General features: G+C 60.0%; 26 protein-coding genes, 1 tRNA gene and 2 pseudogenes. 20 read left to right on the top strand and 9 right to left on the bottom strand.

Annotated features, from left to right (window positions below; translation table 11 throughout):
• Nucleotides 1–161: 161 nt before the first annotated feature.
• Nucleotides 162–1180, bottom strand: a pseudogene (locus Q7V03_RS06370) (IS110 family transposase).
• A gap of 259 nt (nt 1181–1439) precedes the next feature.
• Between Q7V03_RS06370 and Q7V03_RS06365 the strand changes: the two are divergent.
• Nucleotides 1440–1685: pseudogene (locus Q7V03_RS06365) on the top strand (integrase core domain-containing protein); the annotation flags it as partial.
• Between the two features lie 59 nt (nt 1686–1744).
• On the opposite strand, the gene Q7V03_RS06360 reads toward Q7V03_RS06365, so the two are convergent.
• Together Q7V03_RS06360 and Q7V03_RS06355 are read right to left on the bottom strand one after the other, a co-directional pair.
• On the bottom strand, nt 1745–2404 hold the full coding sequence (locus Q7V03_RS06360) for an alpha/beta hydrolase (RefSeq protein ID WP_304924762.1): 660 nt from the start codon (nt 2402–2404) through the stop codon (nt 1745–1747).
• Nucleotides 2401–3030 (bottom strand): DNA-3-methyladenine glycosylase, encoded by a 630-nt coding sequence (locus tag Q7V03_RS06355; RefSeq protein ID WP_304924761.1) that lies wholly within the window; start codon nt 3028–3030, stop codon nt 2401–2403. Before Q7V03_RS06355 ends, Q7V03_RS06360 begins: the two co-directional genes overlap by 4 nt.
• Nucleotides 3031–3113: 83 nt before the next feature.
• On the opposite strand from Q7V03_RS06355, the gene Q7V03_RS06350 reads away from it, so the two are divergent.
• Together Q7V03_RS06350 and Q7V03_RS06345 are read left to right on the top strand one after the other, a co-directional pair.
• Nucleotides 3114–4319: an MFS transporter gene (locus Q7V03_RS06350; RefSeq protein ID WP_304924760.1), complete on the top strand. Its 1206-nt coding sequence runs from the start codon at nt 3114–3116 to the stop codon at nt 4317–4319.
• A gap of 3 nt (nt 4320–4322) precedes the next feature.
• Nucleotides 4323–4775 carry a GNAT family N-acetyltransferase gene (locus Q7V03_RS06345; RefSeq protein ID WP_304924759.1) on the top strand — a complete coding sequence of 151 codons (453 nt, stop codon included), beginning with the start codon at nt 4323–4325 and terminating at the stop codon, nt 4773–4775.
• A 69-nt stretch (nt 4776–4844) separates the two neighbouring features.
• On the opposite strand, the gene Q7V03_RS06340 is transcribed toward Q7V03_RS06345, so the two are convergent.
• From Q7V03_RS06340 to cysS, 3 genes are read right to left on the bottom strand one after another with little or no spacing between them, the layout of a single operon-like run.
• The gene (locus Q7V03_RS06340) at nt 4845–5606 is read right to left on the bottom strand and encodes a squalene/phytoene synthase family protein (RefSeq protein ID WP_304924758.1); all 762 of its coding nucleotides are present in this window, start codon (nt 5604–5606) and stop codon (nt 4845–4847) included.
• Complete coding sequence (cimA, locus tag Q7V03_RS06335; RefSeq protein WP_304924757.1) at nt 5603–7225, bottom strand: citramalate synthase; 1623 nt, start codon at nt 7223–7225, stop codon at nt 5603–5605. The genes Q7V03_RS06340 and cimA overlap by 4 nt, the downstream gene beginning before the upstream one ends.
• Complete coding sequence (cysS, locus tag Q7V03_RS06330) at nt 7222–8694, bottom strand: cysteine--tRNA ligase (protein WP_304924756.1); 1473 nt, start codon at nt 8692–8694, stop codon at nt 7222–7224. The genes cimA and cysS overlap by 4 nt, the downstream gene beginning before the upstream one ends.
• A gap of 225 nt (nt 8695–8919) precedes the next feature.
• Between cysS and Q7V03_RS06325 the strand changes: the two genes are divergently transcribed.
• Together Q7V03_RS06325 and Q7V03_RS06320 are read left to right on the top strand one after the other, a co-directional pair.
• Nucleotides 8920–10305 carry a pyridoxal-dependent decarboxylase gene (locus tag Q7V03_RS06325; RefSeq protein WP_304924755.1) on the top strand — a complete coding sequence of 462 codons (1386 nt, stop codon included), beginning with the start codon at nt 8920–8922 and terminating at the stop codon, nt 10303–10305.
• Nucleotides 10306–10773: a hypothetical protein gene (locus tag Q7V03_RS06320; protein ID WP_304924754.1), complete on the top strand. Its 468-nt coding sequence runs from the start codon at nt 10306–10308 to the stop codon at nt 10771–10773.
• Here the strand turns inward: Q7V03_RS06320 and Q7V03_RS06315 are convergent.
• On the bottom strand, nt 10770–12581 hold the full coding sequence (locus Q7V03_RS06315; protein WP_304924753.1) for an ABC-F family ATP-binding cassette domain-containing protein: 1812 nt from the start codon (nt 12579–12581) through the stop codon (nt 10770–10772). The genes Q7V03_RS06320 and Q7V03_RS06315 overlap by 4 nt on opposite strands.
• Nucleotides 12582–12679: 98 nt before the next feature.
• Nucleotides 12680–13429, bottom strand: a complete 750-nt coding sequence (locus tag Q7V03_RS06310) for a GNAT family N-acetyltransferase (RefSeq protein WP_304924752.1) — start codon at nt 13427–13429, stop codon at nt 12680–12682.
• A gap of 106 nt (nt 13430–13535) precedes the next feature.
• Here Q7V03_RS06310 and Q7V03_RS06305 point away from each other — a divergent pair, with 106 nt between their 5' ends.
• Nucleotides 13536–14129, top strand: coding sequence for a tyrosine-protein phosphatase (locus Q7V03_RS06305; protein WP_304924751.1), 594 nt, complete (start codon nt 13536–13538; stop codon nt 14127–14129).
• An 18-nt stretch (nt 14130–14147) separates the two neighbouring features.
• Here the strand turns inward: Q7V03_RS06305 and Q7V03_RS06300 are convergent, their stop codons facing one another.
• Nucleotides 14148–14630 carry an outer membrane protein assembly factor BamE gene (locus tag Q7V03_RS06300; RefSeq protein WP_370651079.1) on the bottom strand — a complete coding sequence of 161 codons (483 nt, stop codon included), beginning with the start codon at nt 14628–14630 and terminating at the stop codon, nt 14148–14150.
• Nucleotides 14631–14864: 234 nt separating this feature from the next.
• Here Q7V03_RS06300 and Q7V03_RS06295 point away from each other — a divergent pair, with 234 nt between their 5' ends.
• From Q7V03_RS06295 to Q7V03_RS06230, 14 genes are all read left to right on the top strand, one after another.
• Nucleotides 14865–15440 (top strand): DUF177 domain-containing protein, encoded by a 576-nt coding sequence (locus Q7V03_RS06295; protein ID WP_304924750.1) that lies wholly within the window; start codon nt 14865–14867, stop codon nt 15438–15440.
• A 171-nt stretch (nt 15441–15611) separates the two neighbouring features.
• Complete coding sequence (gene rpmF / locus Q7V03_RS06290) at nt 15612–15815, top strand: 50S ribosomal protein L32 (protein ID WP_054006057.1); 204 nt, start codon at nt 15612–15614, stop codon at nt 15813–15815.
• Between the two features lie 17 nt (nt 15816–15832).
• The gene (plsX, locus tag Q7V03_RS06285; protein WP_304924749.1) at nt 15833–16963 is read left to right on the top strand and encodes a phosphate acyltransferase PlsX; all 1131 of its coding nucleotides are present in this window, start codon (nt 15833–15835) and stop codon (nt 16961–16963) included.
• Nucleotides 16960–17931 carry a beta-ketoacyl-ACP synthase III gene (locus Q7V03_RS06280; RefSeq protein ID WP_304924748.1) on the top strand — a complete coding sequence of 324 codons (972 nt, stop codon included), beginning with the start codon at nt 16960–16962 and terminating at the stop codon, nt 17929–17931. Before plsX ends, Q7V03_RS06280 begins: the two co-directional genes overlap by 4 nt.
• Nucleotides 17932–18031: 100 nt before the next feature.
• Nucleotides 18032–18331: an integration host factor subunit alpha gene (gene ihfA, locus Q7V03_RS06275; RefSeq protein WP_304924747.1), complete on the top strand. Its 300-nt coding sequence runs from the start codon at nt 18032–18034 to the stop codon at nt 18329–18331.
• Between the two features lie 12 nt (nt 18332–18343).
• A complete protein-coding gene (locus Q7V03_RS06270; RefSeq protein WP_304924746.1) occupies nt 18344–19105 on the top strand; it encodes a MerR family transcriptional regulator in 762 nt (253 codons plus the stop codon).
• Nucleotides 19106–19168: 63 nt separating this feature from the next.
• A tRNA-Pro gene (locus Q7V03_RS06265) sits at nt 19169–19246 on the top strand.
• A gap of 61 nt (nt 19247–19307) precedes the next feature.
• Nucleotides 19308–20390 carry a 2'-deoxycytidine 5'-triphosphate deaminase gene (locus tag Q7V03_RS06260; RefSeq protein WP_304924745.1) on the top strand — a complete coding sequence of 361 codons (1083 nt, stop codon included), beginning with the start codon at nt 19308–19310 and terminating at the stop codon, nt 20388–20390.
• A gap of 11 nt (nt 20391–20401) precedes the next feature.
• Nucleotides 20402–21556, top strand: a complete 1155-nt coding sequence (locus tag Q7V03_RS06255; protein ID WP_304924744.1) for a CaiB/BaiF CoA-transferase family protein — start codon at nt 20402–20404, stop codon at nt 21554–21556.
• 69 nt (nt 21557–21625) lie between these two features.
• A complete protein-coding gene (locus Q7V03_RS06250) occupies nt 21626–22003 on the top strand; it encodes a cupin domain-containing protein (RefSeq protein WP_304924743.1) in 378 nt (125 codons plus the stop codon).
• A 12-nt stretch (nt 22004–22015) separates the two neighbouring features.
• Nucleotides 22016–24070, top strand: coding sequence for an ASKHA domain-containing protein (locus Q7V03_RS06245; protein WP_304924742.1), 2055 nt, complete (start codon nt 22016–22018; stop codon nt 24068–24070).
• A 32-nt stretch (nt 24071–24102) separates the two neighbouring features.
• Nucleotides 24103–24642: a sigma-70 family RNA polymerase sigma factor gene (locus Q7V03_RS06240; protein ID WP_304924741.1), complete on the top strand. Its 540-nt coding sequence runs from the start codon at nt 24103–24105 to the stop codon at nt 24640–24642.
• Nucleotides 24639–25292 carry an anti-sigma factor domain-containing protein gene (locus Q7V03_RS06235; RefSeq protein WP_304924740.1) on the top strand — a complete coding sequence of 218 codons (654 nt, stop codon included), beginning with the start codon at nt 24639–24641 and terminating at the stop codon, nt 25290–25292. Before Q7V03_RS06240 ends, Q7V03_RS06235 begins: the two co-directional genes overlap by 4 nt.
• Before the next feature lie 143 nt (nt 25293–25435).
• Nucleotides 25436–25996, top strand: coding sequence for a fasciclin domain-containing protein (locus Q7V03_RS06230; RefSeq protein WP_304924739.1), 561 nt, complete (start codon nt 25436–25438; stop codon nt 25994–25996).
• Nucleotides 25997–26164: the final 168 nt, after the last annotated feature.

The following is a 26164-nucleotide window of genomic DNA, read 5'->3' as shown; positions in this document are numbered from 1 at the left end:
ACGCAGCAGATCATCCTGTTCCGGAAGGCGTGGGCGATGCTTCATGGCAGAACCGAAATTGCAGGGTTTCAGCCAAAATTATACAAACCCTGCAGGCCATGGCGAGAAAAACTACAATGTTTCAACGCAAAATCAACGGTGTGGGGGGTGTTCAGCGTGAACTACTTATGCAGCCCCTCACTTTCGGGGGGCCTTCCGCCTGGGCTCGTCCCCTCGAAGAAGGGACGCCTTACAGCGAATGCTTGCATTCGCTTACCGGCCAACGGATAGGGTTCGCCGAGTTTGACCACGGCGTGAATGGTGCGCGCCAGCTTGGCCGCGATGGCCGAAATGGTCTTGCGCCGAAGATGCGGGTTATGCCGGTCGTGCGAGATGTGGCGTTCGAAATTGTCCCGGAAACCGTTGGCCCGCTGCAAGACGGCGGCCTGTCCGCCATCCACAACACGCGACGCAGGCGGGCATTGCCATACTTCGAGATCTTGCTCTGGCCACGGAACATGCCGGACTGGACGGTCGCAAGGTCCATGCCGCAGAACTTCAGGACTTGTCGGTGATGGCGGAACCGGCGCAGATCGCCCGCCTCGGCCAGGATGGTCATGGTATTGATCGCACCAACGCCGGGGATGCTGGTCAGAAGGCGATAATCGGGCAGTTCCGACAGCAAGCTCCCTGCCCGATCCTTGATCTTGTTGCGCTGGCGGGTCGGCGATCCTTGCATCGCCTGCCGGGCAATGGGTGCCAAAGCGCGGTCTTGGCTGTGGAGACGACTTCGTGGGTCTTGGACAGCTCCTGAATATCGTTTGTGCCCGCGGCCATCAGATCGTGGAAGACCTGAATGGCCCCGATCCACAGCATGTGTAGGATGACCTGCCATCCTTGGGGTCGTTCTTGTCCCAGCTGTAGTGCAAGGCTTCCCGCGTGCGCGCCAGAGCGATCGAGGACACCAGCTTCAGATCGAAGCCTGAGTCCCCCAGATGGTGCATCAGGGCCCGGTGATAATTGCCGGGTGCCTCAAATCCGGCCCTGACCGGCAGGCCAAACTTCGGCAGAATGCCCGTCAGACGCCTAAAATCCTCAATCGTGTTTGTGATGGTCAATTGCGGCGGCGCTGCTTGCCGGGTGCTGCGATCCGCACTTCGTGGCGATGCTTGGAAATGTCCCGTCTTGCGCATGCAGGCATACGCTGCCGGGCAGCGGATGCCTACCAGAACACGGGCGTCCGAAGTCAGCTCAACCTTGGCCCTGCCCGGTCTCCGCTATGGTGTGGTTCGCAAAACAACCATAGAGATCCGAGACCCGGTTATGACCGCCCGCTGCGCAATTTTGAGGCGGCGCAGGCGACCATAATCTCATCGAACACTTTGTTCCGAACGCGCCATGGAAAAGAGTTCGCTGAACAGCCCAGGAACCGGAACACGATCTATTCCCGGCCGATGCGCTTCGACATGATCTGCGCAACCAACGGGATCGAGCACCGGCTGACCAAGCCCAAGTACCCGTGGATGAACGGCCAGGTCGAGCGCATGAACCGAACGATCAAGGACGCGACGGTGAAACTATTCCCCCACGAAACGCACGATCAACTGCGGACCCACCTCGCCGATTTCCTGGCAGCCTACAACTTCGCGCGAAGGCTCAAAACGCTGAACGGCCTCACGCCCCACGAATACATCTGCAAAATCTAAACATCAGAGCCGGAACGATTCATCCTCGATCCGATCCACCAGATGCCTGAACTGAACAACTAGGCCCCAAGCCGATCCGCGATGAAACTCAAAGCCACTTGCAAGCCATCCGGCGCAATCCCGTGTCCGGTGCCCTGCATCACATGACCATAGGTTGCAAAGCCATTGGCAACTAAGGCATTTCCCGCAGCTTGCATTTCCGCAAACGGCACCACTGGGTCTTGATCGCCATGCACCAGCAGAATTTCAGGTTTTACCTTTGCTTCCGCCTGCAACACCTCGGGAAACATCAACTTCCCTGAAATCGCCACCACCCCGGCAATTGCCACATCCCGTCGAGGCGCCACATGCAAACTCATCATCGCGCCCTGCGAAAACCCCACCAGAACCAGCGCCTCTGGCCCCAAGCCCTCCTCAGTCAGCCGCGCATCCAGAAACCCGTTCAAATCCTCTGCCGCCCGTGCCAATCCCGCCTTCGCATCGGCTTCCGAACACCCATCAAACCGCGGAATCCCGAACCATTGCCGCCCGAATGGATTGCCCGCACAAGCCTCGGGCGCATCCGGCGCATAGAACACCGTATCGGGCAAACGCGCGGCCAAAGCATCCGACAGCCCCAGCAAATCCGCGCCATCTGCACCGTAACCATGCACGAACACCACCATGGACCGTGCAGCCCCGGAAACAGCCGCCACCCGTCCGAATTTTAACGCTCTCATCGAATACCTTCCCGCGATTTTTCCACATGATAATAAGCCCATAGCACCCGCGCTGCAACCGCACGCCACGGGCTCCATGCCTGTGCCATCGCCCGCAACGCTTTCTCGGACGGTCGGGCCGCCAGCCCAAACAGCAACCGCGCGCCCTCTTGCAGGGCCAAATCCCCCGGCGCAAACACATCCGCCCGCCCCAGCGCGAACATCGCATAAATCTCCGCCGTCCAGCGCCCAATCCCCGGCACTGCCACCAGTTCTGCGATCACCACTTCATCAGCTTTGACCCGCAAGCCAACGAAATCAATGCCAGAACCTGCCAATGCCTTGGCATAGCGCGCCTTTTGTCGCGACAACCCCGCAGAACGCAAATCCTCGTCCGAAGCCGCCAGCACCCCGTCCAAACTGACCACCCCTGCCGCTTCCATCCGCGCCCAGATCGCATTGGCCGAGGCCACAGACACCTGCTGCCCGACAATCGCATCCAACAACGCCGTGAAACCATCGGCATGACGCCGCAACGGCAAATCACCTACCACGCCCAAAGCCTCGGCAAACCGTGCATCAGATGCCGCCAGCCAAGCCGCCCCCTCTGCCACACAGTCCAAACTCTGAATAATCCGCCCGACCATCACCCCTCCAGCCCCACCAAACGATAAGGCCAGAGCGAATCTCCCTTGCCCCCGCCAAAACCCACACCTACCGATGGCACATGATGACAGATCAAGACAGCCTCGCCCGCCGCAACGTCTATGTGCTCGTAGCCTCCCAAGCCGTGCTTGGCGCGCAACTGCCGATGATGTTCATCATCGCCGGGCTTGCTGGCCAAAGCCTTGCCCCCAACCCCTGCTGGGCGACCCTGCCGATCTCGGCTATGGTGATCGGCTCGATGCTGACCGCCACGCCGATTTCCGCATTCATGGCCCGCTATGGCCGCCGCGCGGGCTTCATTGTCGGCACTTTGGGCGGCACCTTGGGTGCTGCCATCAGCGCCGCCGGCCTGCTTTACAGCTCATTTGCGCTGTTCGTTCTGGGTGGGCTGTTCTCGGGCATTTATATGTCAGCCCAAGGCTTTTACCGCTTTGCCGCCGCCGACACTGCCTCTGACGCCTTCCGCCCCAAGGCAATCTCTTGGGTGATGGCAGGCGGTTTGCTGTCCGCCATCGTTGGGCCAGAATTGGTGAAACTGACCAATGATGCCATGGTGGTGCCGTTTCTGGGCACCTACCTCACCGTTATCGCGTTGAATTTCTGCGGCGTTTTCCTGTTCGCTTTGCTCAGAATCCCCAAACCAGTCGCCGCGATCCATGGCGCTGACCAAGGCCGCAGCCGAGGCGTGCTGATCCGCACCCCCGCCATTGCCGTCGCCGTCATTGTAGCAACCGTATCTTACGCCCTGATGAATCTGGTGATGACCTCATCGCCTTTGGCCGTCGTGGGCTGCGGCTATCTGAAATCCGACGCCGCCAATGTGGTGATGGGCCATGTTCTGGCAATGTATGCGCCGTCCTTCGTCACCGGCCATATCATCGCCCGCTTTGGCACCCAGCGCGTGATGGCCGTGGGCCTGGTGATCCTCGCCGCCGCAGGAGCGGTCGCCATGGCAGGGATTGATCTGTTCAACTTTTTCGCCGCGCTGATGTTGCTCGGCTTCGGATGGAACTTCGCCTTCATCGGCGCCACCACCATGCTGACCACCTTAATAACCCCAGCCGAGCGCGGCCGGATGCAGGGCATGAACGATCTGATCGTGTTCGGCGGCGTCACCATGGCGAGCTTTTCCTCGGGCGGCTTGATGAACTGCTCGGGCAGCTCGGTGCAGGCGGGTTGGCAAGCGGTCAACATGGCAATGCTGCCGTTCCTTGTGCTCGCGGGCGGCGCGCTGATATGGCTGGCATTGCGGCCAAAAGAGACGCGTTAGGCGATGATCCGCCCCGCCACTCCCGCCGATCTGCCGCAGCTGTGCAAGATGGTTCATGCGCTGGCCGAGTATCACGGCGACACCGCGACGGCGACGGTCGCCAACTTGCAACGCGATCTGTTTGGTCCAACGCCATGGCTGCACGCCTTGGTGTTTCAGGCAGGCCGTCGCCTGCTCGGCTATGCCGCACTCACCCAGCTGGCGCGGGTGCAATACGGCCAGCGCGGTATGGATTTGCATCACCTGTACGTTTGTTCGGATGCGCGCGGCGATGGCATTGGCAAGGCCCTGCTGGCCGCCAGCCTAGAATATGCCCGCAGCAAAACCGCAAGTTATGTGACGGTGTCGACCTTGCCGGGCAATGACATCGCTAAGGCGTTTTATCTGGCACAGGGTTTTGAGCCTGCCCCGGTTTCTGGCCTGCGCTACGCGTTCGACCTTGCGGGCAAGTCTTAACAGAACCTTACCAGACCACCGTTAAGCCATTGATTTATCGTGTTGGAAAATCTGTCCATGCGGGGACACTCACCAGCGCCCCGTAAATCCCTGCCACAGCAAACGCCCCCGCCGCCCAAATTCCGACAGCCCCATCCGACCCTCGGCGACCACCATCGGGTCGGCCACAACTTGTCTCAAAAGCGCCTTCGCCTGCCACCCCGCAAGCAAAGCCGGTACCGCTTTGCCCACCAATTTCCGCCCCGCCCGCGCCTTCGAAATCTTCTCCAGCCCCCGGGCAGCCAACTCCCGCACCGCCCCCGGCCGCCCGTCCACCAAAGGCCGCCGCCCGCGTTCCTCCAGCGCCGGAACCGCCCGCAAATAGCTGGCCAACCCCGCAGCCCAACCATAGGCCCGCACGGTTTCCTCTGCCTGATCCCCCGCCCCGCAAGCCCGCGCCGCGAGCCACATCAACCCAGCCGAAGTCTCCTCCAGATACAAATCAAACGCCGCCTGATCCTCAAACGGCTCCGAATAAACATCCCAAACCCGCGCCGCCGCCATCCGATCGAGAACGCCGACATCCAAGCCCGCCGCCCCGATCAACTCATGCAACGGTCCCGCCACCTCATGCGCCCGAGAGGTCGGTTCCGCCACCACATCGCGCCACCATTGCAGCCGCATTTCCGCGATCATCGGCTCTTTCGTCACCCAAGGCGCGCGGGCGATTTCCAGATTGAACGCATAAAGCGGCCACAACCGTGCCCTAAGTTGCACCGGAGCCGCCATCACCGCCGCGAACCGATCCGGATCGCCGCGCTCCACCAAATCAGCGCAGGCTTGCAAGCTCACACCGGGGCCCCAATATCGCGGATCAGTTTCCAGTTGATCGCGTCCAGCAGCGCCTCAAAACTGGCATCGACAAGGTTGGCCGAGACGCCAACAGTAGACCAGCGCCGGCCTTGGCTGTCTTCACTGTCAATAATAACCCGAGTCACTGCCTCGGTGCCGCCTTGAGTGATCCGCACTTTGAAATCGACCAGTTTCAGGTCATCAATTATGCCCTGATAGGGGCCGAGATCCTTCGCGAGGGCTTTCGACAAAGCGTTCACCGGGCCGCGATCAGTGCCGGTTTCATCCATACTTTCACTGACCGACAGCATCTTCTGGTCGCCGATTTTCACCACCACCACGGCCTCTGACAGGCTGACCATCCGGTCATACTTGTTCTTGCGCCGCTCCACCGTCACCCGATAGCGTTTGACCTCGAAGAACTGCGGCAACAGGCCCAACTCTTTGCGGGCCACCAATTCAAAACTGGCTTGCGCGGAGTCGTAGGCATAGCCCTGATCCTCGCGTTCCTTGATAATCTCAAGGATGCGACCAAGACGCGGATCGCCCGCAGCCACCTCAATGCCAGCCGAAACCAGACGGGCGCGCAAATTGGATTGCCCGGCTTGGTTTGACATTGGAATGATGCGTTCGTTGCCGACCAACTCTGGCGGGATATGTTCGTAAGTGCTTGGGTTCTTAAGGATAGCGCTGGCATGCAGACCTGCTTTGTGAGCAAAAGCGCTGGCGCCGACATAGGGTGCAGCGCGGCGTGGCACGCGGTTCAAGATGTCATCGAGCATACGGGACAAACGTACAAGATTAGACAAGGCCTCGGTTGTGACGCCACATTCCAACCGGCTGGCGAAGGGTTCCTTCAGCAGCAATGTCGGGATCAGCGTGATCAGATTGGCGTTGCCGCAGCGTTCGCCCAAGCCGTTCAGTGTACCTTGAATCTGCCGCGCACCAGCTTCGACCGCCGCCAAAGAATTTGCCACAGCGTTGCCGGTATCGTCGTGGCAATGGATGCCCAAGCGATCACCGGGGATGCCAGCAGCGATCACCTCGGCCACCACGCGACCGACTTCGGAAGGCAAAGTGCCGCCGTTGGTGTCGCACAAAACGATCCAGCGCGCGCCTGCATCCAAGGCTGCACGCAGGCACGACAGCGCATAGGCCGGGTTGGCGCGGTAGCCGTCGAAGAAATGTTCGGCGTCAAACAACGCCTCGCGGTCTTTGGTGATGACGTGTTTGAACGACGCCGCAATCGCCTGTCTGTTTTCTTCTAGGGAAACACCCAGCGCGGTGGTGACGTGAAATTCATGGGTCTTGCCGACCAGACAGACCGCAGGCGTGCCCGCATCCAGCACCGCCGCAAGCACATCATCGTTCTCAGCCGAGCGCCCGACTCGTTTGGTCATGCCGAACGCCGTCATCGTGGCGCGGGTTTTCGGGGCATTGGCGAAAAACTCTGAGTCGGTCGGGTTCGCACCCGGCCACCCCCCTTCAATATAATCCACCCCTAACGCATCGAGCGCCATGGCAATCTGGCGTTTCTCGGCGGTGGAGAATTGTACACCCTGAGTTTGCTGGCCGTCGCGCAGGGTGGTGTCGAACAGGTAGAGACGCTCGCGGGTCATTTGAGGACTTCCAACTTCGTCACGTCGAAATCCATTTCTGGACGAAGAACGACTTCATCCTTGCTCATCATCACTGAAACATTTGCCTCACTGATCGCGCTTTTTAAGGCATCTACATGGAGGAAATTTTTACTGACCTTTGCTTCTTCTCGTAGTTTCTGAATTTGGATTGCCAAGGGCGCAAGAATTTCAAGCGCCCGCCGATACTGGAGCGTTTTTGATGCAAGTTGCGCCCAACTCAAAATCCCTAGAAATTCGATATTTCGGCCGAGGTCATTGGCATCGGATGAACCATTTAAAGTTCCAAGAATACGCAACGCTTCGTGCGTATTCAGATCATCACTCAGCGCGTTAACTATCGCGATTTTCGGTTCAAGTAACTTAGCTTCATCCAAATCGCCGTAGCGCGCAATCATCTCGATATAGCCGAAGAGTTTCACCTCCGCCTCGATTGCCTTCTCCCTCGTCCAGTCCATCGGCTTGCCGTAATGCGTGCCCAAATACACCATCCGAATCACCTCTCCCGGATAGCCTTGATCGAGCAAATCCCTGACCGTAAAGAAATTGCCCAAGCTCTTGGACATCTTCTTGCCCTCGACCTGCAACATCTCGTTGTGCATCCAGACACGCGCGAAACTGGCCTGGGGATGGGCGCAGCAGCTTTGGGCGATTTCGTTTTCGTGGTGGGGAAATTGCAGATCCAAGCCGCCGCCGTGAATGTCGAACGACGCGCCCAGCAATTCATAGCTCATCGCCGAGCATTCGATATGCCAGCCGGGACGGCCCCGGCCCCAAGGGCTGTCCCAACCCGGCTCGTCGCCAGAGGACGGCTTCCACAGCACAAAATCCATCGGGTCTTCTTTGTAGGGTGCCACCTCAACCCGCGCGCCTGCAATCATGTCGTCAATGGAGCGCCCCGACAGCGCACCGTAGTTTTTGTAAGCTTTCACCCGGAAAAGAGCGTGACCCTCGTTGACATAAGCAAATGCAACGCCGTCATCATTCTTTCTGGCAATTAGGTCTTCAATCATGGCGATCATCGCGCCGATATACTCGGTTGCGCGCGGTTCTGCCTTCCGCAACCCGGCTTCGCTGCGGTCCTCGCGCATGCTGGGCCGCAGCGCGCCCAAAGCGTCCATATCGTCGTGATACCACTGGATGGTTTCTTCGGTGCGCTCGCGGATCAACGTCTCTAACGGGCGCGGGTCACCTGCCTGTTGGCGGGCCAAAGCAGTGGCGTTGATCTTGTCATCGACATCGGTGAAATTGCGCACATAGGTGACGTGATCGAGCCCATAAACATGGCGCAGCAGACGATACAGCACGTCAAACACCACCACCGGGCGGCCATTTCCCAGATGGGCGCGGTCGTAAACCGTCGGGCCGCAGACATACATCCGCACATTTTCGGGATCAATCGGGATGAAGATTTCCTTCACCCGCGTCTTGGTATTGTACAGTTTGATCATCGCAACCCTCGCCTATAGTTCGCTCGCTGGCCTGCGGCGGGTCTATCAGCTTGATCCGGTTGAGGGAATGAGGTGATGGCCCGCGCGACTTGAAGTCAGCAGGTAATGCAGCAAATGATGATGCCCATCGTGTCCATGCCGCTGTCATAGCGCTGATTTGCGGGCGCGCCAAGCCTCTTGTTCCGGGTCGCAGAGCGCTACATGCTGCGGCAAAGGGAGCCCGAGATGAACCACGACGATCTGAACCATTGGTCGAAGCGCGCCGCCGATTGGACGACGGATTATCACAAAGGCTTGCGCGACCGCCCGGTGCGCGCGCCGCTGACGCCAGGGGCGATTGCGGCGCAACTGCCTGCGGTGGCGCCGGATGCGCCCGAGCCGATGGAGGTAATTTTTGCCGATTTTGCGCGGATTGTGCCGCAGGGCATGACGCATTGGCAGCACCCGCGATTTTTCGCGTATTTTCCGGCCAATGCCTCACCCGCCTCGATGCTGGCCGAGCAGTTGGCCAATGCGATGGCCTGTCAGGGTATGCTGTGGCAGACCTCGCCCGCCGCGACGGAAATGGAGCAGGTGATGGTGGGCTGGCTGCGCGAGGCTTTGGGGCTGCCAGCGGGATTTGTCGGCACGATCCACGATTCGGCGACGACGGCGACTTTGTCGGCGATTTTGACAATGCGCGAGCAGGCGACGGCGTTTCAGGGCAATATCACGGGGATGAGCGGTCATGCGCCGCTGCGATTCTATGCTTCAGCGCAGACACATTCTTCGGTGGACAAGGCCGTTCGGGTCGCGGGGATTGGGCAAGACAATCTGGTGAAGATCGCCACTGATGCCAGCTTTTCGATGCAACCCGAGGCGCTGCGGGAGGCGATTGCGGCGGATCAGGCAGCGGGAATGCTTCCGGCGGGGGTGGTTTTATGTGCGGGCGGTACCTCAATTGGGGCGTTTGACCGGATTGCGGACTGTATTGCAGTGGCCAAGGCCTATGGCTTGCCCGTGCATGTCGACGCGGCTTGGGCGGGGTCGGCAATGATTTGCCCCGAGTTTCGACACCTGTGGCAAGGTGTGGAAGGCGCTGATTCCATTGTATTTAACCCGCATAAATGGCTGGGTGTGCAGTTTGATTGCGCCATCCAGTTTCTACGCGACCCGACGGCGCAGGTGAAAACGCTGGGCCTGCGTCCGACCTATCTAGAGACCGCTGGGCGCGAGGAGATTGTCAATTTCAACGAATGGACCGTGCCTTTGGGGCGGCGGTTCCGGGCGCTGAAGATCTGGTTCACTTTGCGGGCTTATGGGGTGCAGGGGTTGCGGGCGCGGATTCGCAATCATGTGACATGGGCGCAAGAGTCGGCTTTGGCTTTAGCCGCTATTCCTAATGTGAAGATCATCACGCAACCTATTCTGTCGCTTTATACTTTCGCCCTACCCGATGATGCGCAAACCGAAAACCTGCTGAACCGGGTAAATGACGATGGCAGGATTTATCTGACCCAGACCCGGCATGAGGGCCGCTACGTGATCCGGGTGCAGGTCGGCCAGTTTGACTGCACACGCGCGGATGTCATGATGATCCCGCAGGTAGTGGCCGAACTGATCGGGGGATGAATGATTCGTGCGTTGTTGCTGATGATTTTGCCGCTGCCGCTTTACGCGCAAACGGGGGCGACCGCGATGTTTCCGCCTGAGGCTTCGTGCTTTCAGCGCCACTACGATGCGGCGCATCTGGCAAAACATTCGCAGCAACAGATCACGGATATCACACTGACACCAGCCGAGGGGCAAGAGGTGAGCACCTTACTGGTCGTCGATATTTCGGTGAAATTACGCGGGAAATCAGAAAGTTACATCGGCAGCGCCTATTGCGAACCTGATGCTGTCGGGCTGTCTTGCGGCATGGAGGGCGATGCTGGGGCGTTTGGCTTGGCGCTGCGCGAGGATGGTGCATTGCTTCTAACGGTCGACTCTGGCGGCATGAGTTTTGAGGGCGCGCAAGACTTTCTCACCCTATCCGGCAGCAGCGGCGATGATCGGGCGTTTTTGATGTACCCCGTCGCCGCCGCTGATTGCTTTTAGGCGCGCTCGGCCAAAGCCAGCCATTCAGCCTCGGCGGCGGTCAGTTGCGCTTGGCGTTCTGACAAAGCTTCGCCGGCTTTGCGGAACTTCACCGGTTCTTTGGTGAAGATCAGCGGGTCAGACAGCAGGTCTGAGACTTTTCCGATCTCGGCTTCCAGCTTTTCGATCAGCGCGGGCAAAGCTTCCAGCCGTTTGCGTTCGGTGAAGGTCAGGCCTTCGGTCTTCTTCACATCTGACTTCACTTGTGTGCTGAATCCGCCTGATTTGGCAGAGTTATCCGCCGTCAGCGTGCCGCCGGAAACCACCCGTTGGTTCTGGTAATCGGTCCAACCGCCCGGATAAACCGAAGCCCGGCCCCGACCTTCCAGCGCCACGGTCGAGGTGGCAATCCGGTCGATGAAATCGCGATCGTGGCTGACCAGTAGCACGGTGCCGTCATAGTCGCCCAAAATATCCTGAAGCAAATCAAGGGTTTCAACGTCAAGATCGTTGGTCGGTTCGTCCATGATCAGCAGGTTCGACGGCAGCGCCATCAACTTGGCCAGCAAAAGCCGTGCCTTTTCGCCACCCGAAAGCGAGCGCACCGGGGCGCGGGCTTGGGATTCGTCGAACAGGAAGTCTTTCAGATATGCCACGACATGCTTGGGGTTACCGCGCACCATCACCTGATCGGAACTGCCAGAGACCGCCATCAGCGGATCATTGGTCAGGCTGTCCCACAGGGTTGCATTGGGATCAAGACGTGCGCGGGCTTGGTCGAACACCGCGATTTCCAGATTTGTGCCAAGCTGCACTGTGCCAGAATCAGGTTCAATTTCGCCGGTCAACATCTTGAGAAGTGTGGTTTTTCCGACACCATTGGGGCCGACAAACGCCACGCGGTCGCCGCGCTGCACCCGCAGATCGAAGCCCTGCACGATAACCTTGTCGCCGAAGATCTTGCTGATCCCCTTCGCCTCGATCACCCGTTTGCCCGATTGCGTCCCCGAATCCAGTTCCAACTGCGCAGTGCCTTGGCGACGGATTTGCGCACCGCGTTCATCGCGCAAAGCCGCCAATGCGCGCACCCGGCCTTGGTTGCGTTTGCGACGGGCCGAGATGCCTTCAACCGCCCATTTTGCCTCGGCTTTGATCTTGCGATCCAGCTTGTGGCGGGCGTCGTCTTCCTCGGCCCAAACGGTTTCGCGCCATTCTTCAAAGCCGTCAAATCCGGCCTCGCGGCGCTTGATCTGGCCGCGATCAATCCACAGCGTTGCCCGCGTTAGGGCGCGCAAGAAAGCGCGGTCGTGTGAAATCAAAACGAAGGCGGTGCGGGTGCCTTTAAGTTCTTCTTCAAGCCATTCAATGGCTTGGATGTCGAGGTGGTTGGTCGGCTCGTCGAGCAGCATCAGTTCCGGCGCTTCGGCCATCAGCTTGGCCAGGGCGGCACGACGACGCTCGCCACCCGATGCAATCGACACGAGGGTTTCGGGGTTGAACTTCAGCCCCTCGGCGACCATCGCCACTTTATACTCTTCGCCCTCTGGCAGCATCGAGGCCGCGTAATCGCCCAAGGTTTCAAACCCCGACAGATCCGGGTCTTGCTCCATATAGCCGACATGCACGCCGGGGGGGACCACGCGGACGCCACGATCGGGTTCGACCAGCCCTGCCATCACCTTCATCAAGGTGGATTTGCCCGAACCATTGCGGCCGACCAGCGCCACCCGATCACCGGGTTGGACGACAAGATCAAGCTCGTCAAAAACAGGATTGCCGCCGAAAGTCAGCGAGATGCCAGAAAGCTGGAGGAGGGGTGCGCGTGCCATGCCGCCTGCTAGGGCACCTTTCGGGCGGCGTCAATCGGCGATGGCATGCAAAGCACGCACAGACCTATCCCACGATTGCGCGCAAAGCACGCGCATGCCTATTCAAAAATTGCGCGCAAAGCACGCGCGCGGGCGGGCGGGATTTTTTCGATCTCAACCGCGGTGAACACATGCAGGGTGTCAAGCTGGCGGTCGATCACCGCATGATCGCTGACCCAGCCCGCCATCGCCAGATAAGTGCGCAGCAAAGGCGGCAGGCTTTGCAGGGCGTCGCGCAGATCGAAGGGCGTATCGCGCAACGCCTCGGTAAAACCGAACACCTCGGGGGCTTTTTGCACAGGCATCCAAGCGTTTGGCGCAAGATGGCCGCGCAGCAGGGCCAAAGCTTTGGCATGGGGTTGCCACTCCGCGCCCTCAAAGGATGAGCAGCCAAACAGCAGGCTGACTTGCCCCGCATCGACGATTTGCGCCATTGCCCCCCAAGCCAGCCGCAGAATGTCGGGGTCATGCCAATCGGGATCAAGGCAGAAGCGGCCCAATTCCAGCTTGGCGCCGACAAAGCCATCAAGGCCGCTTAGGCCATAGACCTGTGCGGCATAGCTGGTGGCAAGCGATTGATCGGCACCGAAACACATTAACCGATAGCAGCAGACCAGCCGACCGCTGGGACGCTCCTCTACCAAGACATGCTGGCACTGAGCATCAAAGGCATCGGCATCATAGCCCTGCCCTGCCGCAAGACCACGCCGGGCGAGAAAGCTGCGGTGGCGCAGGGCTTGTGCAAGCGCCACATCACCGGTGGTTTCGGCCAGACGGGCGGTGTAGCGGCCTTTGGTCAATGCAAACATGGGGAGCGTAACCGGGTTTGGAGAAGCGATCTGACCGCTCTACCCTTGCGCAGCAGCCAAGCCGGACGCAAGCCTGATCGCATGCCCGCCCATGAAGGAGACCGCTATGTCGTTGCAAAACCTGACACGACGCGGCGCGCGTGGCCTGATGGCTGTGGCGCTGCCATCGCGGCTCTGCGGCCAAACCACGGCGCGGCATTGGGCAGAACCAGTTGATCTGGCCGGAGTGCCCAATCTGCATCGCGTGACGCCCTTGATCTATCGCAGCGCCCCGCCAAGCGCCGAGGGCTTCCACAACCTTGCCAAAATCGGTGTCAAAACCGTGATCAACCTGCGCCGCACGGTGCATGATTCGCCACTTGCCGTGGGCACGGGTCTGGCGCTGATCCACATCAAGATCACCACCCGCCATGTCACCGATGGGAACGGTGCTAGGATCGCGCTGGCCTTGCGGGCGCTGCGCGATGCCCAAAGCCCCGCCGGCCCGGTCTTGCTGCATTGCACACATGGCGCGGACCGCATCGGCATGATCGCAGCCCCGTGGCGGATGCTGTATCAGGGCAGGAGCCGTGATCAGGCTTTGGAGAAACTGCAACAGGGCGGCTTTGGCTTTCACGCCGTCAGGATCAACATTCCGCAATATCTGCAGCAAGTTGATCTGAACGATCTGAAAACCCGCATTGCGTCGGAGCCAGCCTAGCCGCCCGCCACGCTTGGCTTATCTCAGCAGCTGATCCGCAGTCAGGCCACCAACATTGCCAAACAACTGCTGCAGAATTCCAGCGGCTTTGACGTTATCTTTGGTGACACGGCGCGACAGTGGCACGATCTGACCCTTCTCAAGCCCGAAACGCTCAATATTTTCCACTACACCGGCCTCGGTGAAGCTGATCGCCACCACCTCGCGGTTGACCTCTTTCGGCATAAAGGCGCCCTTGGTCACAAAGCGACTTTCGACATAATACCAGCCAACATCGTTCAGCAGGCCCGAGGCCGAGGGCCGTCCGATCTTGGTCGCCACAGATTCGCGGGTGTCTTTGGCAACGGTGATCAGCGCCAGCTCTTCATCGGTTGGGATATAGCCGTGGTCCCGGGTGATAGGGGCGCAGGCGGCGATCAGCACCATAGTCAGGCCGATCACCCAAGCGCGAAAGGGGCCGCCAGAGGCGATCCGAGCCGATTTACCGAAAAGCTGCGCCATTCCTGCCCTCATCCTCGTGGTCTTGCCCGCACCGATGCCCCAGCCGCTCTTGCGCCAGCCTGATCGGGCCAGTATCGCAGGGAAAAGGCAACGGTTGCCAAGGCCCGTTGCTTTTGGCTTACAGAAGGACGCGGCTCTGTTCAAGAATGGAACGCGGATGCGACCGAAAACACCGGAATAACCCGCATGACTTGATGGGATAGGCCGGAAAAGACCACGATTGGGGAAATCTCGATGACCGATGTAACTGCTTCCAACCCGGGCTTGCCCAGCCAACCCTATCGCTCGGCTTTGGTGTCGGGGCGCAAGGCCCTGCGGTTCAACTTCGCGCCGGATGATGCCGCCCGCCGCCAGATTGCCGCAGCACTGGATCTGATTGATCTGCCAGAGTTCAGCTTTAAGGGCGAATTGACCCCGTTAGGCCGCGCCGATGTGATGCTGCGGGCTGATCTTGCCGCATTGGTGATTCAGCCTTGTTCGGTCACCCTCGCCCCGGTGCGCAGCCGTGTGGCCGATGTGACCCAGCGGCGCTATGCTTATGACTACGCCCAGCCCGACGCGGATGAGCTGGAAATCCCAGAGGATGACACCGAGGCTTTGCCAGAAATCATCGACATCGCGGCGGTGGCGATTGAGGCTTTGGCGCTGGCTTTGCCACTTTACCCACGCGCACGCGGCGCTGAATTTGCCGAGGCCGCTTTTGCTGCCCCCGGCGTAGAGCCGTTGCGGTCCGCCGACCTGAAACCTTTTGCCGGATTGGCCGCATTGGCGGATAAGCTGAAAAAGCCAGATGAGCCGGCGGCTGAATAGGCGGTTTGGCGCGATCCGCGACCCTTTGCAGAAAGGGGGTTGCACGTGGCGGAAATCTGACTATGTTCCGCGCCTCATTGAGAGCTTTGTTGCGCGGTCGTTCTATGTGTAGCAAGACTCTGAAATCAAACTAAAATCCGGGGCCTGTCCCCCACTATCCGAGGTCGTGACATGGCTGTCCCGCAGAACCGCACCACCAGCTCCAAACGCAACATGCGTCGCTCGCATGACGCATTGGTTGCAGGCAACCCGCAAGATTGCACCAACTGTGGCGAACTGAAGCGCCCGCACCACGTTTGCCCGTCTTGCGGTCATTACGATGCGCGCGAAGTTGTCGCCACCAAAGCCGTGGAAGTAGACGAGGACGCGGCGTAAGCCGCCCTTAGTCCTGCTTGCGCCTCGTGGAAACCGGATCAGAAACTCCGTCTAAGCTTGGTGCAAGTGGCATCGTCATTTCTGTTGATGCGATGGGATCAGATCGCGGGCCGGTGGCAGTTGTCGCCGGTCTCGTGCTGTCTGCCGCGCAACTGCCGGATGCGAGCTTTCTGCTGCATGGTGATTCTGCGATTGTAGCGCCCTTGCTGGCGAAGCACCCGGAATTGGCGTCTCGAGTCACTCTGCGCCACGCTCCGCGCGTGGTGTCGATGAGCGATAAGCCGTCTCAGGTGATGCGCAGCGGTCAGGGCACCTCGATGTGGTCCTGCATTGATGCGGTGAAGGACGGCGAGGCGACGGTTGCGGTATCGTGTGGCAATACCGGGGCGCTGATGGCGGTGTCGATGATCCGTCTGCGCAAGCTGCCGGGCGTCAACCGCCCGGCGATTGCCTGCATGTGGCCCTCGCGCAATCCTGGCGGCTTTAATGTGATGCTGGATGTTGGCGCCGATATCAAAGCCGAAGCCGCTGATTTGCTGCAATATGCCGCGATGGGGGCATCCTATGCCCGCAACGGCATGAAACTGACGCGCCCGCGCGTCGGGCTGCTGAATGTCGGCACTGAAGAACACAAAGGCCGCGCCGAGCTGAAAGAGGCCAATGATCAGTTGGCCGTGGCCGCCGAGGCGGGTGGCTATGAATACATCGGCTTTGTCGAGGGTGGCGATTTGCCGTCTGACCGGGTGGATGTGATCGTCACCGACGGGTTCACCGGCAATATCGCGCTGAAAACAGCCGAAGGCACCGCCAAGCTGATTTCAGACTTTATGAAAGAGGCGTTCAACGCGGGCATCCTATCGAAGTTTGCGGCCCTTCTGGCGTTGAATTCACTGAAACGCCTGCAACGCCGGATGGACCCGCGTCGGGTCAATGGCGGGATTTTTCTGGGGCTGAACGGCACCGTGATCAAATCGCACGGCTCTGCCGATGCAACTGGCGTCGCCGCTGCCATCACCCTCGCATACCAGTTATCCAACGCGGGCTTTCTGGAAAGGCTTGCGGCACGGGTTGCATCGACCGGGCGCGCGGGGCAGGATGCCCATGCTGAGATCGGCGCAGATGGGGCGGAGGCAAAGTCCAACGAATGACAATACGCGCCGTTGTAAAAGGCGTCGGGCATTATCTGCCCGACCGGATCGTGCCGAACTCCGAACTAGAGGCTTTGGTTGAGACCACCGACGAATGGATCAAGTCCCGTTCGGGCATCGAGCGCCGCCACTACGCCGCCGAAGGCCAGACCACGGCTGATCTGGGGACGCGCGCGGCTTTGGCAGCCCTCGCTGATGCGGGGCTGCACCCCTCTGATATTGATGCGATCATCGTCGCCACTTCGACGGCCGATTTCACCTTTCCCTCCTGCGCCACCACGATCCAAGGTGCCTTGGGCATGACGCGTGGCTTTGCGTTTGATGTGCAAGCCGTCTGCGCGGGTTTCGTGTTTGCTTTGACCAACGCCAATGCGCTGATCCTGACGGGGCAAGCCAAGCGGGTGCTGGTGATCGGCGCCGAGACTTTCAGCCGCCTGATGGATTGGAAAGACCGCTCGACCTGCGTTTTGTTCGGCGATGGCGCGGGCGCGTTGGTGCTGGAAGCCGCCGAGGGCGCGGGTGACAACAGTGATCGCGGCATCCTTGCCACCGATCTGAATTCCGATGGCCGTTATGGCAATCTGCTTTACGTCGATGGTGGCAGCTCAACAGGCACCACCGGCCATCTGCGGATGCAGGGCAAAGAGGTTTTCCGCCACGCCGTCGAAAAGCTGGCCGAAACCGCGCATACTGCCTTGGCGAAAATCGGCATGACCGGCGACGATGTCGATTGGATCGTGCCGCATCAGGCGAACATCCGCATCATCGAGGCGACTGCAAAGCGCATGCAGCTTGGCATGGATCATGTGGTGGTGACGGTGCAAGATCACGGCAACACCTCGGCCGCATCGATTCCCCTCGCGTTGTCGGTTGGCCGCGCGCGCGGCCAGATCAAGCAGGGTGACCTGCTGGTTACAGAGGCAATCGGTGGCGGATTGGCGTGGGGCTCGGTGGTTCTGCGCTGGTAATGCGTTGAAATACGCATTTAAGAACGTCTGCCAAGTCACTGTTATTGACTCGCAATTCCAGACCGCGCATCGTATCCGAAAATAACCCTGGGGGGATATGATGAGCGAGAAGACCTTAACGCGTATGGATTTGTCCGAAGCGGTGTTCCACGAAGTTGGCCTCAGCCGCAACGAATCGTCCGAACTGGTCGAAGCGGTGTTGCAGCACATGTCTGATTCGTTGGCATCGGGTGAGACAGTTAAAATCTCGTCCTTCGGTACGTTCTCGGTGCGCGACAAAACCGCCCGCGTCGGTCGCAATCCGAAAACCGGCGATGAGGTTCCGATCTCGCCGCGCCGCGTGCTGACTTTTCGGCCCTCGCATCTGATGAAAGACCGCGTGGCGGCTGGCAAGAAGTAAGGATTGCAGCGGGTGGAAAAGTCGCCAGACGCCTTCCGCACCATTTCCGAGGTGGCCGATGACCTTCAGACCCCAGCGCATGTGCTGCGGTTTTGGGAAAGCCGTTTCCCTCAGATTCGCCCAGTAAAACGGGCAGGTGGGCGGCGCTATTACCGCCCCGCTGATGTGGCGTTGCTGACCGGCATCAAACGGCTGTTGCATGACGAGGGCTTGACCATTCGCGGCGTGCAGAAAATTCTGCGCGAACAGGGCGTGCGGCATGTGGCTGGTTTGTCCGGTCAGCCTATACCGGATGATATCGACATGGATGCCGAAGCCGCGTTAGAGGCGGCACTGGCCTCTAATTTCGGCTCCCGGGATGAGGTCGATCTGCCGCCCAAAAAGGCCACGACAGCCACCATCGTCGCGTTGGAAACCGCCCTGCGCCGCAGCGAGCCTAAATCAGAACCCGAGCCCAGCTTCAACTTCGCCGATCTGGTCGGGGATGCGGGCGATGCGGTAGAGGTTGAACTGCTTGAGGTTGAACCGGAAAGCTCCGAAGTTGTCACACTGGTTACGACAACTATCGCAGTGGAAACCATTGAAGTTGCAACAAAATCGAAAAGCCAAGCCAAGTCTCCGCTCTGGCCTGCCGATGCTCCGCTGATCAAGCGTCTGCGCGCCCTGCCCGTGCATACTTTGCAAGATCGGCAGACCGATCTGCATGTCTTGCGCGCCCGTTTGATTTCACTTCGCGCGCGCTTGCGGGCCGCCCCGCGCCACCCCAGAACATAGCATTGATCGTCTTGCGCTTTCCTGCTTGCTCCCGCCCGGAATATCAGTATGTAGACCGCGTGTCGGGCCATAGCGCAGCCTGGTTAGCGCGTCCGTCTGGGGGGCGGAAGGTCGAGAGTTCAAATCTCTCTGGCCCGACCAAATCGAAAACCGCCCGCCTGCCAACCAGCAGCGCGGGCGTTTTCGTTTAGAGGATAAAGTGATGAGCCAACCCGGCGTGCTACCTGCCCAAAGCCTGCGCGGCCTGATTGCCAGCGGAGCGATCACCGCCAGCCCAGCGATTAATCCCGAACAAATCCAGCCCGCCAGCCTTGATCTGCGGCTTGGCAGCGTGGCCTACCGCGTCCGCGCGTCGTTCCTGATCGGTAAGGGCCGCACAGCCGCGGACCGCATCGCCGAATTTGAGATGCACCGCATAGACCTCACCCAAGGTGCTGTGCTGGAAAAAGGCTGCGTCTATGTCGTGCCGTTAATGGAAAGCCTTGCCCTGCCGCAAGGCATCACCGCCGTCGCCAATGCCAAATCCTCCACTGGGCGGCTCGATTTGCTGACAAGGCTGATCACCGACGGCGGCACCGAATTTGACCGCATCGCCGAGGGCTATCATGGCCCGCTTTATGCCGAGGTCTGCCCGAAAAGCTTCTCGGTGCTGGTGCGGGCAGGCCAACGCCTGAACCAGATCCGCTTCCGCCAAGGCCAAGCCGTGCTGTCCGATGCCGAACTGACAGCGCTAAACGCCAAAGACCCCCTTGTCTCCGGCGAAGCCCTGATCTCGGAAGGCCTCGGCTTCTCAGTCGACCTTAAGCCCGCCAAGGGCGATCTGGTCGGCTACCGCGCCAAGCCGCACACCGGGGTCGTCGATCTCGACAAAATCGGTTATTATCCCGCGCCTGAGTTCTGGGAGGAAATCCATTCCCAAAACGGCCGCATCATCCTGGATCCCGGCGCATTCTATATTCTGGTGTCCCGCGAAGCCGTCACCATACCACCCGACTACGCCGCCGAAATGGCCCCGTTCTTGGCCATGGTGGGCGAATTCCGCGTGCATTACGCAGGCTTCTTCGACCCCGGTTTTGGCCATGCCGAGGCAGGTGGTGCGGGCAGTCGTGGCGTTCTGGAAGTGCGCTGCCATGAGGCCCCGTTCGTGCTGGAACATGGCCAGATCGTCGGGCGGCTGGTCTACGAGCGGATGGCCGAGCGCCCCGAAACCCTTTATGGTCGCGAGATTTCATCAAACTATCAAGGTCAGGGCCTAAAGCTTGCCAAACAGTTCACCACGACATAACCGGAAACCCGATGGCCCCGCTCTCTGGCATCACGATCATCGATCTCACTCATGTGCTGGCAGGCCCCTATTGCAGCATGACACTGGCCGATCTGGGCGCTCGGGTGATCAAGCTGGAGCGTCCCGGCAGTGGCGACGATACCCGGTCTTTTCCACCCTTCATCGCAGGGGAAAGTGCCTATTTCGCGGCGCTGAATGCCGGGAAAGCCTCGATCAGCCTTGATCTGAAGGCAGACGATGACCGCGCGATTTTTGAACGGTTGTTGGCGCGGGCCGATGTGGTCTTGGAAAACTACCGCCCCGGCGTGATGGAGCGGCTGGGCTATGGCTATGACTACCTGCACGCCAAACACCCCCGGCTGATCTATGGTGCGGTGTCTGGCTTTGGCCACACTGGCCCCGATGCCGCGAAACCCGCCTATGACATGGTGGTGCAAGCGCGCGGTGGGGTGATGAGCATCACCGGCGAAGAAGGTGGCCCGCCCGTGCGCGTCGGGGCCTCTATCGGTGACATCGTGGCAGGGATGTTTCTGGCGCAGGGCGTGTTGGCGGCACTTTACGATCGCGAAAAAACCGGATTAGGCGCTAAAATCGACATCGCCATGCTGGATGCGCAACTGGCCATTCAGGAACACAGCGTCGCTATCACCACCGCCACTGGCACGCCTCCGGGCCGCACCGGCGCACGGCATCCCACCATCACGCCGTTTTCGACCTATCGCGCGGCGGACGGGTTTTTCGTGATCGCGGCGGGCAATGATGCGATGTTTGCCACGCTTTGCACCGCACTCAACCTGCCGCTTGCTACCGATCCGCGCTTTGCGACCAACGCCGCCCGCTGCGACCACCACGCGTTGCTAAAACGGTTGATCGAGGCCGTGACCTTGGGCGCCCCCGCAGCGCATTGGATCGCCACGCTGGAAGCCGCTCACTTGCCTACAGGCCGGGTGCAAGACATGGGCCAGGTGTTGCAAGACCCGCAATTGCTGGCGCGTCACATGGTGCTGCCCGTGGCCGCAAACCCCGGCGGCCCCAGCTTTACCGCCGCAGGCAATCCGATCAAAATGTCTACGCTGGATGAGATCACCGCCCGCGCCCCTGCCCCACGGCTTGATGGCGACCGCGCCGCAATCCTTGCTTGGCTGAACGGCGCAGACCGCGCCTGATATGCCGCGAACAGGCAATGATGCGACGCAGATCCAGCTTAGGGTTTGCCTCAGAACAATGAGGGTCGCATGACACATCCGGTAAGGATCGACCAAGCTAACCTGCCCGACATGACGTGGGACAATGCCGCGCGCGGAACCATACGTTGGAAAACCCTGATCTCCGGCGATGTTACCGCGAGCGATACATTGGTTTGCGGCATCGCTTTGATGGCCAAGGGCGACACTTTAGCCCTGCATTCTCACCCGCAGCCAGAGCTTTACTTCGGCCTTGAAGGCGAAGTTGACGTGCAGATCAACGGCACCGCCCATAGCCTGAAACCCGGCGTTGCTCTTTTCATTCCCGGCGATGCCGTGCATGGAGTGCTGGCCGCCGATCAACCGGTGCGCTGGTTCTACACTTTCGCCGCCGATGCCTTCCCCGATATCGCCTATACGTTCGCCTGAAGTGAGGATGCCATGACCGAAGCCGCACAAGCCACCACCCAAGATGCCCTCGTCATTTTCACCCCCTCGGGCAAGCGCGGGCGGTTTGCGCATGGCACGCCAGTGCTGACAGCCGCGCGTCAGTTGGGCGTCGATCTTGATTCTGTCTGCGGTGGGCGCGGGATTTGCTCGAAATGCCAGATCACACCGGGCTACGGCGAGTTTTCCAAGCATGGCGTTACGGTTGAGGCGGATGCTTTGAGCGAATGGAACAGCGTCGAGGAACGCTACAAATCCAAGCGCGGCATGATGGATGGCCGGCGTCTGGGCTGTCAGGCCTGCGTGATGGGCGACGTCGTCATCGACGTGCCGCCAGAATCTCAGGTGCACAAGCAGGTGATCCGCAAGTCGGCGTCACAGCGCGATATCGTGATGGACCCCGCCACCCGCGCGCTTTACGTCGAGGTTGCCGAACCCGACATGCACGAACCCACAGGGGATTTTGAGCGGCTTGTGACCGCGCTGCAAGCGCAATGGGGCGTGGGCGAGGTTGCCGCCGAACTGCCGATCCTGCGCCGTTTGCAACCGGCTTTGCGCAAGGGCGAATGGAAAGTCACCGTGGCGCTGCACAAAGGCAACAACGACGCCCGCCACCGCATCCTTGATATCTGGCCGGGGTTCCATGAGGGCAAGCTGTATGGCCTCGCCATCGACCTGGGCTCCACCACAATTGCCGCTCATCTCTGCGATCTGCATGATGGCTCGGTGCTGGCGTCTTCTGGTGTGATGAACCCGCAAATCCGCTTTGGTGAAGACCTGATGAGCCGGGTATCCTATGCGATGATGAACCCCGGTGGCGATGTTGAAATGACTGCCGCCGTGCGCACCGCTTTGAACGGTCTGATCCAGTCGATCGCGACCGAAGCCAAAATCGTGCCGACCTCGATTTATGAGATCACCTTCGTCTGCAATCCGGTGATGCACCATTTGCTGCTGGGCATTGATCCAGTGGAGTTGGGCCAAGCCCCGTTTGCGCTGGCGACCTCGGGTTCGCTGGTGCTGGACGCCGCTGACCTCGACATTCAGGCGGTTAACCCTGCCGCCCGCGTCTATATCCTGCCCTGTATCGCGGGCCATGTTGGCGCGGATTGCGCCGCTGTCGCCTTGTCGGAAGAGCCCAACAAGTCAAAAGAAATGGTGCTGATCGTCGATGTTGGCACCAATGCCGAACTTCTGCTTGGCAATGAAACCCGCGTGCTGGCCTGTTCTTCCCCCACCGGCCCGGCCTTTGAAGGCGCGCAAATCTCGTCCGGTCAACGCGCGGCTCCTGGCGCAATTGAGCGGGTGGAAATCGACCCTATCACCAAAGAACCGCGCTTCCGCGTCATCGGCAGCGATCTGTGGTCCACAGATCCCGGCTTTGCCGCTGCCACTGCTGGCAGCGGCATCACTGGCATCTGCGGCTCTGGCATCATCGAAGCCGTGGCCGAGATGCGCATGGCGGGCCTTGTCGACCAAGGTGGCCTCGTCGGTGGCGCCGATCAAACCGGAACCAACCGCTGTATCCCCGAAGGTCGCACCCATTCTTATGTGCTGCACGACGGCACTGCGACCGGCGGCCCGATGATCACTGTCACCCAAGGCGATATCCGCGCCATCCAACTGGCGAAAGCAGCGCTTTACGCCGGGGCCAAGCTGCTGATGGATGAGATGGGCATTGAGACCGTCGAAAAGGTCGTTCTTGCAGGCGCGTTCGGCGCGCATATCAGCCCGAAACACGCGATGGTTTTGGGCATGATCCCTGATGTGCCGCTGGATAAAGTGATCAGCGCGGGCAACGCGGCGGGCACAGGCGCGCGCATTGCGCTCTGCAATGTTGGCGCGCGCGATTATATCGAGGCGACGGTGCATCAGATCCACAAAGTCGAAACCGCCATCGAGCCGCGCTTTCAAGAACACTTCGTCAACGCTTCCGCCATCCCGAACGCGGTCGATACCTTCCCGGAACTGTCGAAAATCGTCACCCTGCCGCATGTCAGCTTCAACACATCGGGCGCGGGCAGCGGCGGCCGACGCAGACGCCCTTGACCTATCCGCAGCCATCCCTAAGTTGACAGTCTATGGATGATCCAATCGCACAGCTACTCTCCCGGATTGCCGCGCAGGATCGCATAGCATTCCGGCAAATCTATTCAAGTGCCTCTGCGAAACTTATGGGCGTGCTCTTGCGTATCTTGGGAAACCGGGCAGAAGCGGAGGATGCGTTGCAAGAGGTGTTCACAAGGGTATGGCTGCGGGCAAATCGGTATGAAGCCGATAAAGGCCGTGGCATGACCTGGCTGATAGCTCTTGCCCGCAACCACGCGATTGATCGGCTGCGCGCGCGCCGCGAAACTCAATCGGGCGATGAAGATGCGATGAACGCGGTGATTGATACCGCGCCGCACGCCGAAACCCGGCTGATTGCGGCGGGCGAGGTCAAGCGTATCAACCAATGTTTTGAGACGTTGGAAGCCGAGAAGGCCGCAGCCCTGCGTGGCGCCTACCTGACGGGCACTTCGTATCTCGACCTTGCCGCCCAATTCAACGTGCCCCTGAATACCATGCGCACTTGGTTGCGCCGCAGTCTGTTGAAGCTGAAGGAGTGCATGGAACAATGACCAGCGCTCCTCTCGAACTGCCAGAACATGAGGCACTCGCCGCCGAATATGTGCTGGGCGTGCTTGGTCTTGCCGAGCGCACGGCTGTGGAATCGCGCCTAAAGCGCGAGCCTGCATTTGCAGCCTTGGTGCATGATTGGCAAAATCGCCTGTCCGATCTGAACGACGATTACGCCGAGTCCCCCGCCCCCAACCTACTGCCGCAGATTGAGGCGCGGCTGTTCCCGCAAACCGTTAAAGTCCGCCGCTGGTTTGGTTGGGCTGCGGGGGCTTTGACCGCAGGCGCGATTGCCGTCGCGGCCTTCGTCATGCTGCCCCCACCCATGCCACCTGCCCCGACGATGACAGCCGAACTTTCCGCCGAGGCCTCGCCGCTGCGCTACGCCGCTGCCATAGCGGGCGATCAGTTGACGCTGACTCGTTTGGCCGGAACCGATGCCGAAGCTGGCAAAGATTACGAATTGTGGATCATTGAGGGCGACAAAGCTCCGGTGTCCTTGGGCGTGCTGACCGCGGCTTCGGTGACCATTCCAGCACCCCAAGCCGCTGCGGGTTATATCTTGGCGATCACCCTAGAACCCAAAGGCGGGGGCCCAGATGGCAAACCGACTGGGCCGGTCCTTGCCGCAGGGCCGCTGAAAACCATCTGAAAAACCAATGGTTTCAGATAAATCTTCTCTATCGTAAAATAATCGAAAAAAAATCATGGCGGCTGAAACTTTTCAGCCGCCTTTTACGTTCCTTCATCACTAGGCAAGGCAGTCTTGCCCTTCAACCAACAAGAGGTAACACAATGAACGCTTCCCGTATGGTCAAAGCCGCAATGGCAACCGCGTTTCTCGCGCTCTCGTCCGGCATGGCGCTGGCCGAAAATCCGATGGTCGGTGGCGCAGAAATGTTCCCCGAGAAAAACATCGTGGAAAACGCTGTGAACTCGAAAGACCACACCACGCTGGTCGCAGCCGTAACCGCTGCGGGCCTGGTTGAAACCCTGTCGGGCGCTGGCCCATTCACCGTTCTGGCCCCAACCAACGAAGCTTTCGCCAAACTGCCCGCAGGCACGGTTGAGACTTTGTTAAAGCCGGAGAATAAAGACAGCTTGGTCAAAATCCTGACCTGCCATGTCATCGCCGCCAATGCGATGTCGGGCGATATCGCAGGCATGATCAAAACCGATGGCGGCACCCATATGGTGGACACCGTCGGCGGCTGCAAACTGGCGCTGACCGAGAAAGACGGCGCAATCATGATCACCGACGAGATGGGCAATGTCGCCAATGTGACTCAAGCCGACGTCAAGCAATCCAACGGCGTTATCCATGTGATCGACACGGTTCTGCTGCCGAAGATGTAATCTTCGCAGCTGAATTTGTGGCGCGGCTCCCCGTCGCGCGACAACACTGGTCGGACCATCCTAGTCCCCACGAAAGTCCGACCAGATGAAGGGCCTTGCAGAGCAATCTGCAAGGCCCTTTGCGTTTTGAACCGGGTTGACTAAGCTGACCGCAGTACGGTTCGTATT

Origin of the sequence: Cypionkella sp. (assembly GCF_030652235.1) — a bacterium.
Lineage (GTDB): Bacteria > Pseudomonadota > Alphaproteobacteria > Rhodobacterales > Rhodobacteraceae > Cypionkella.
This window is presented reverse-complemented; position numbering and strand designations above follow the sequence as displayed.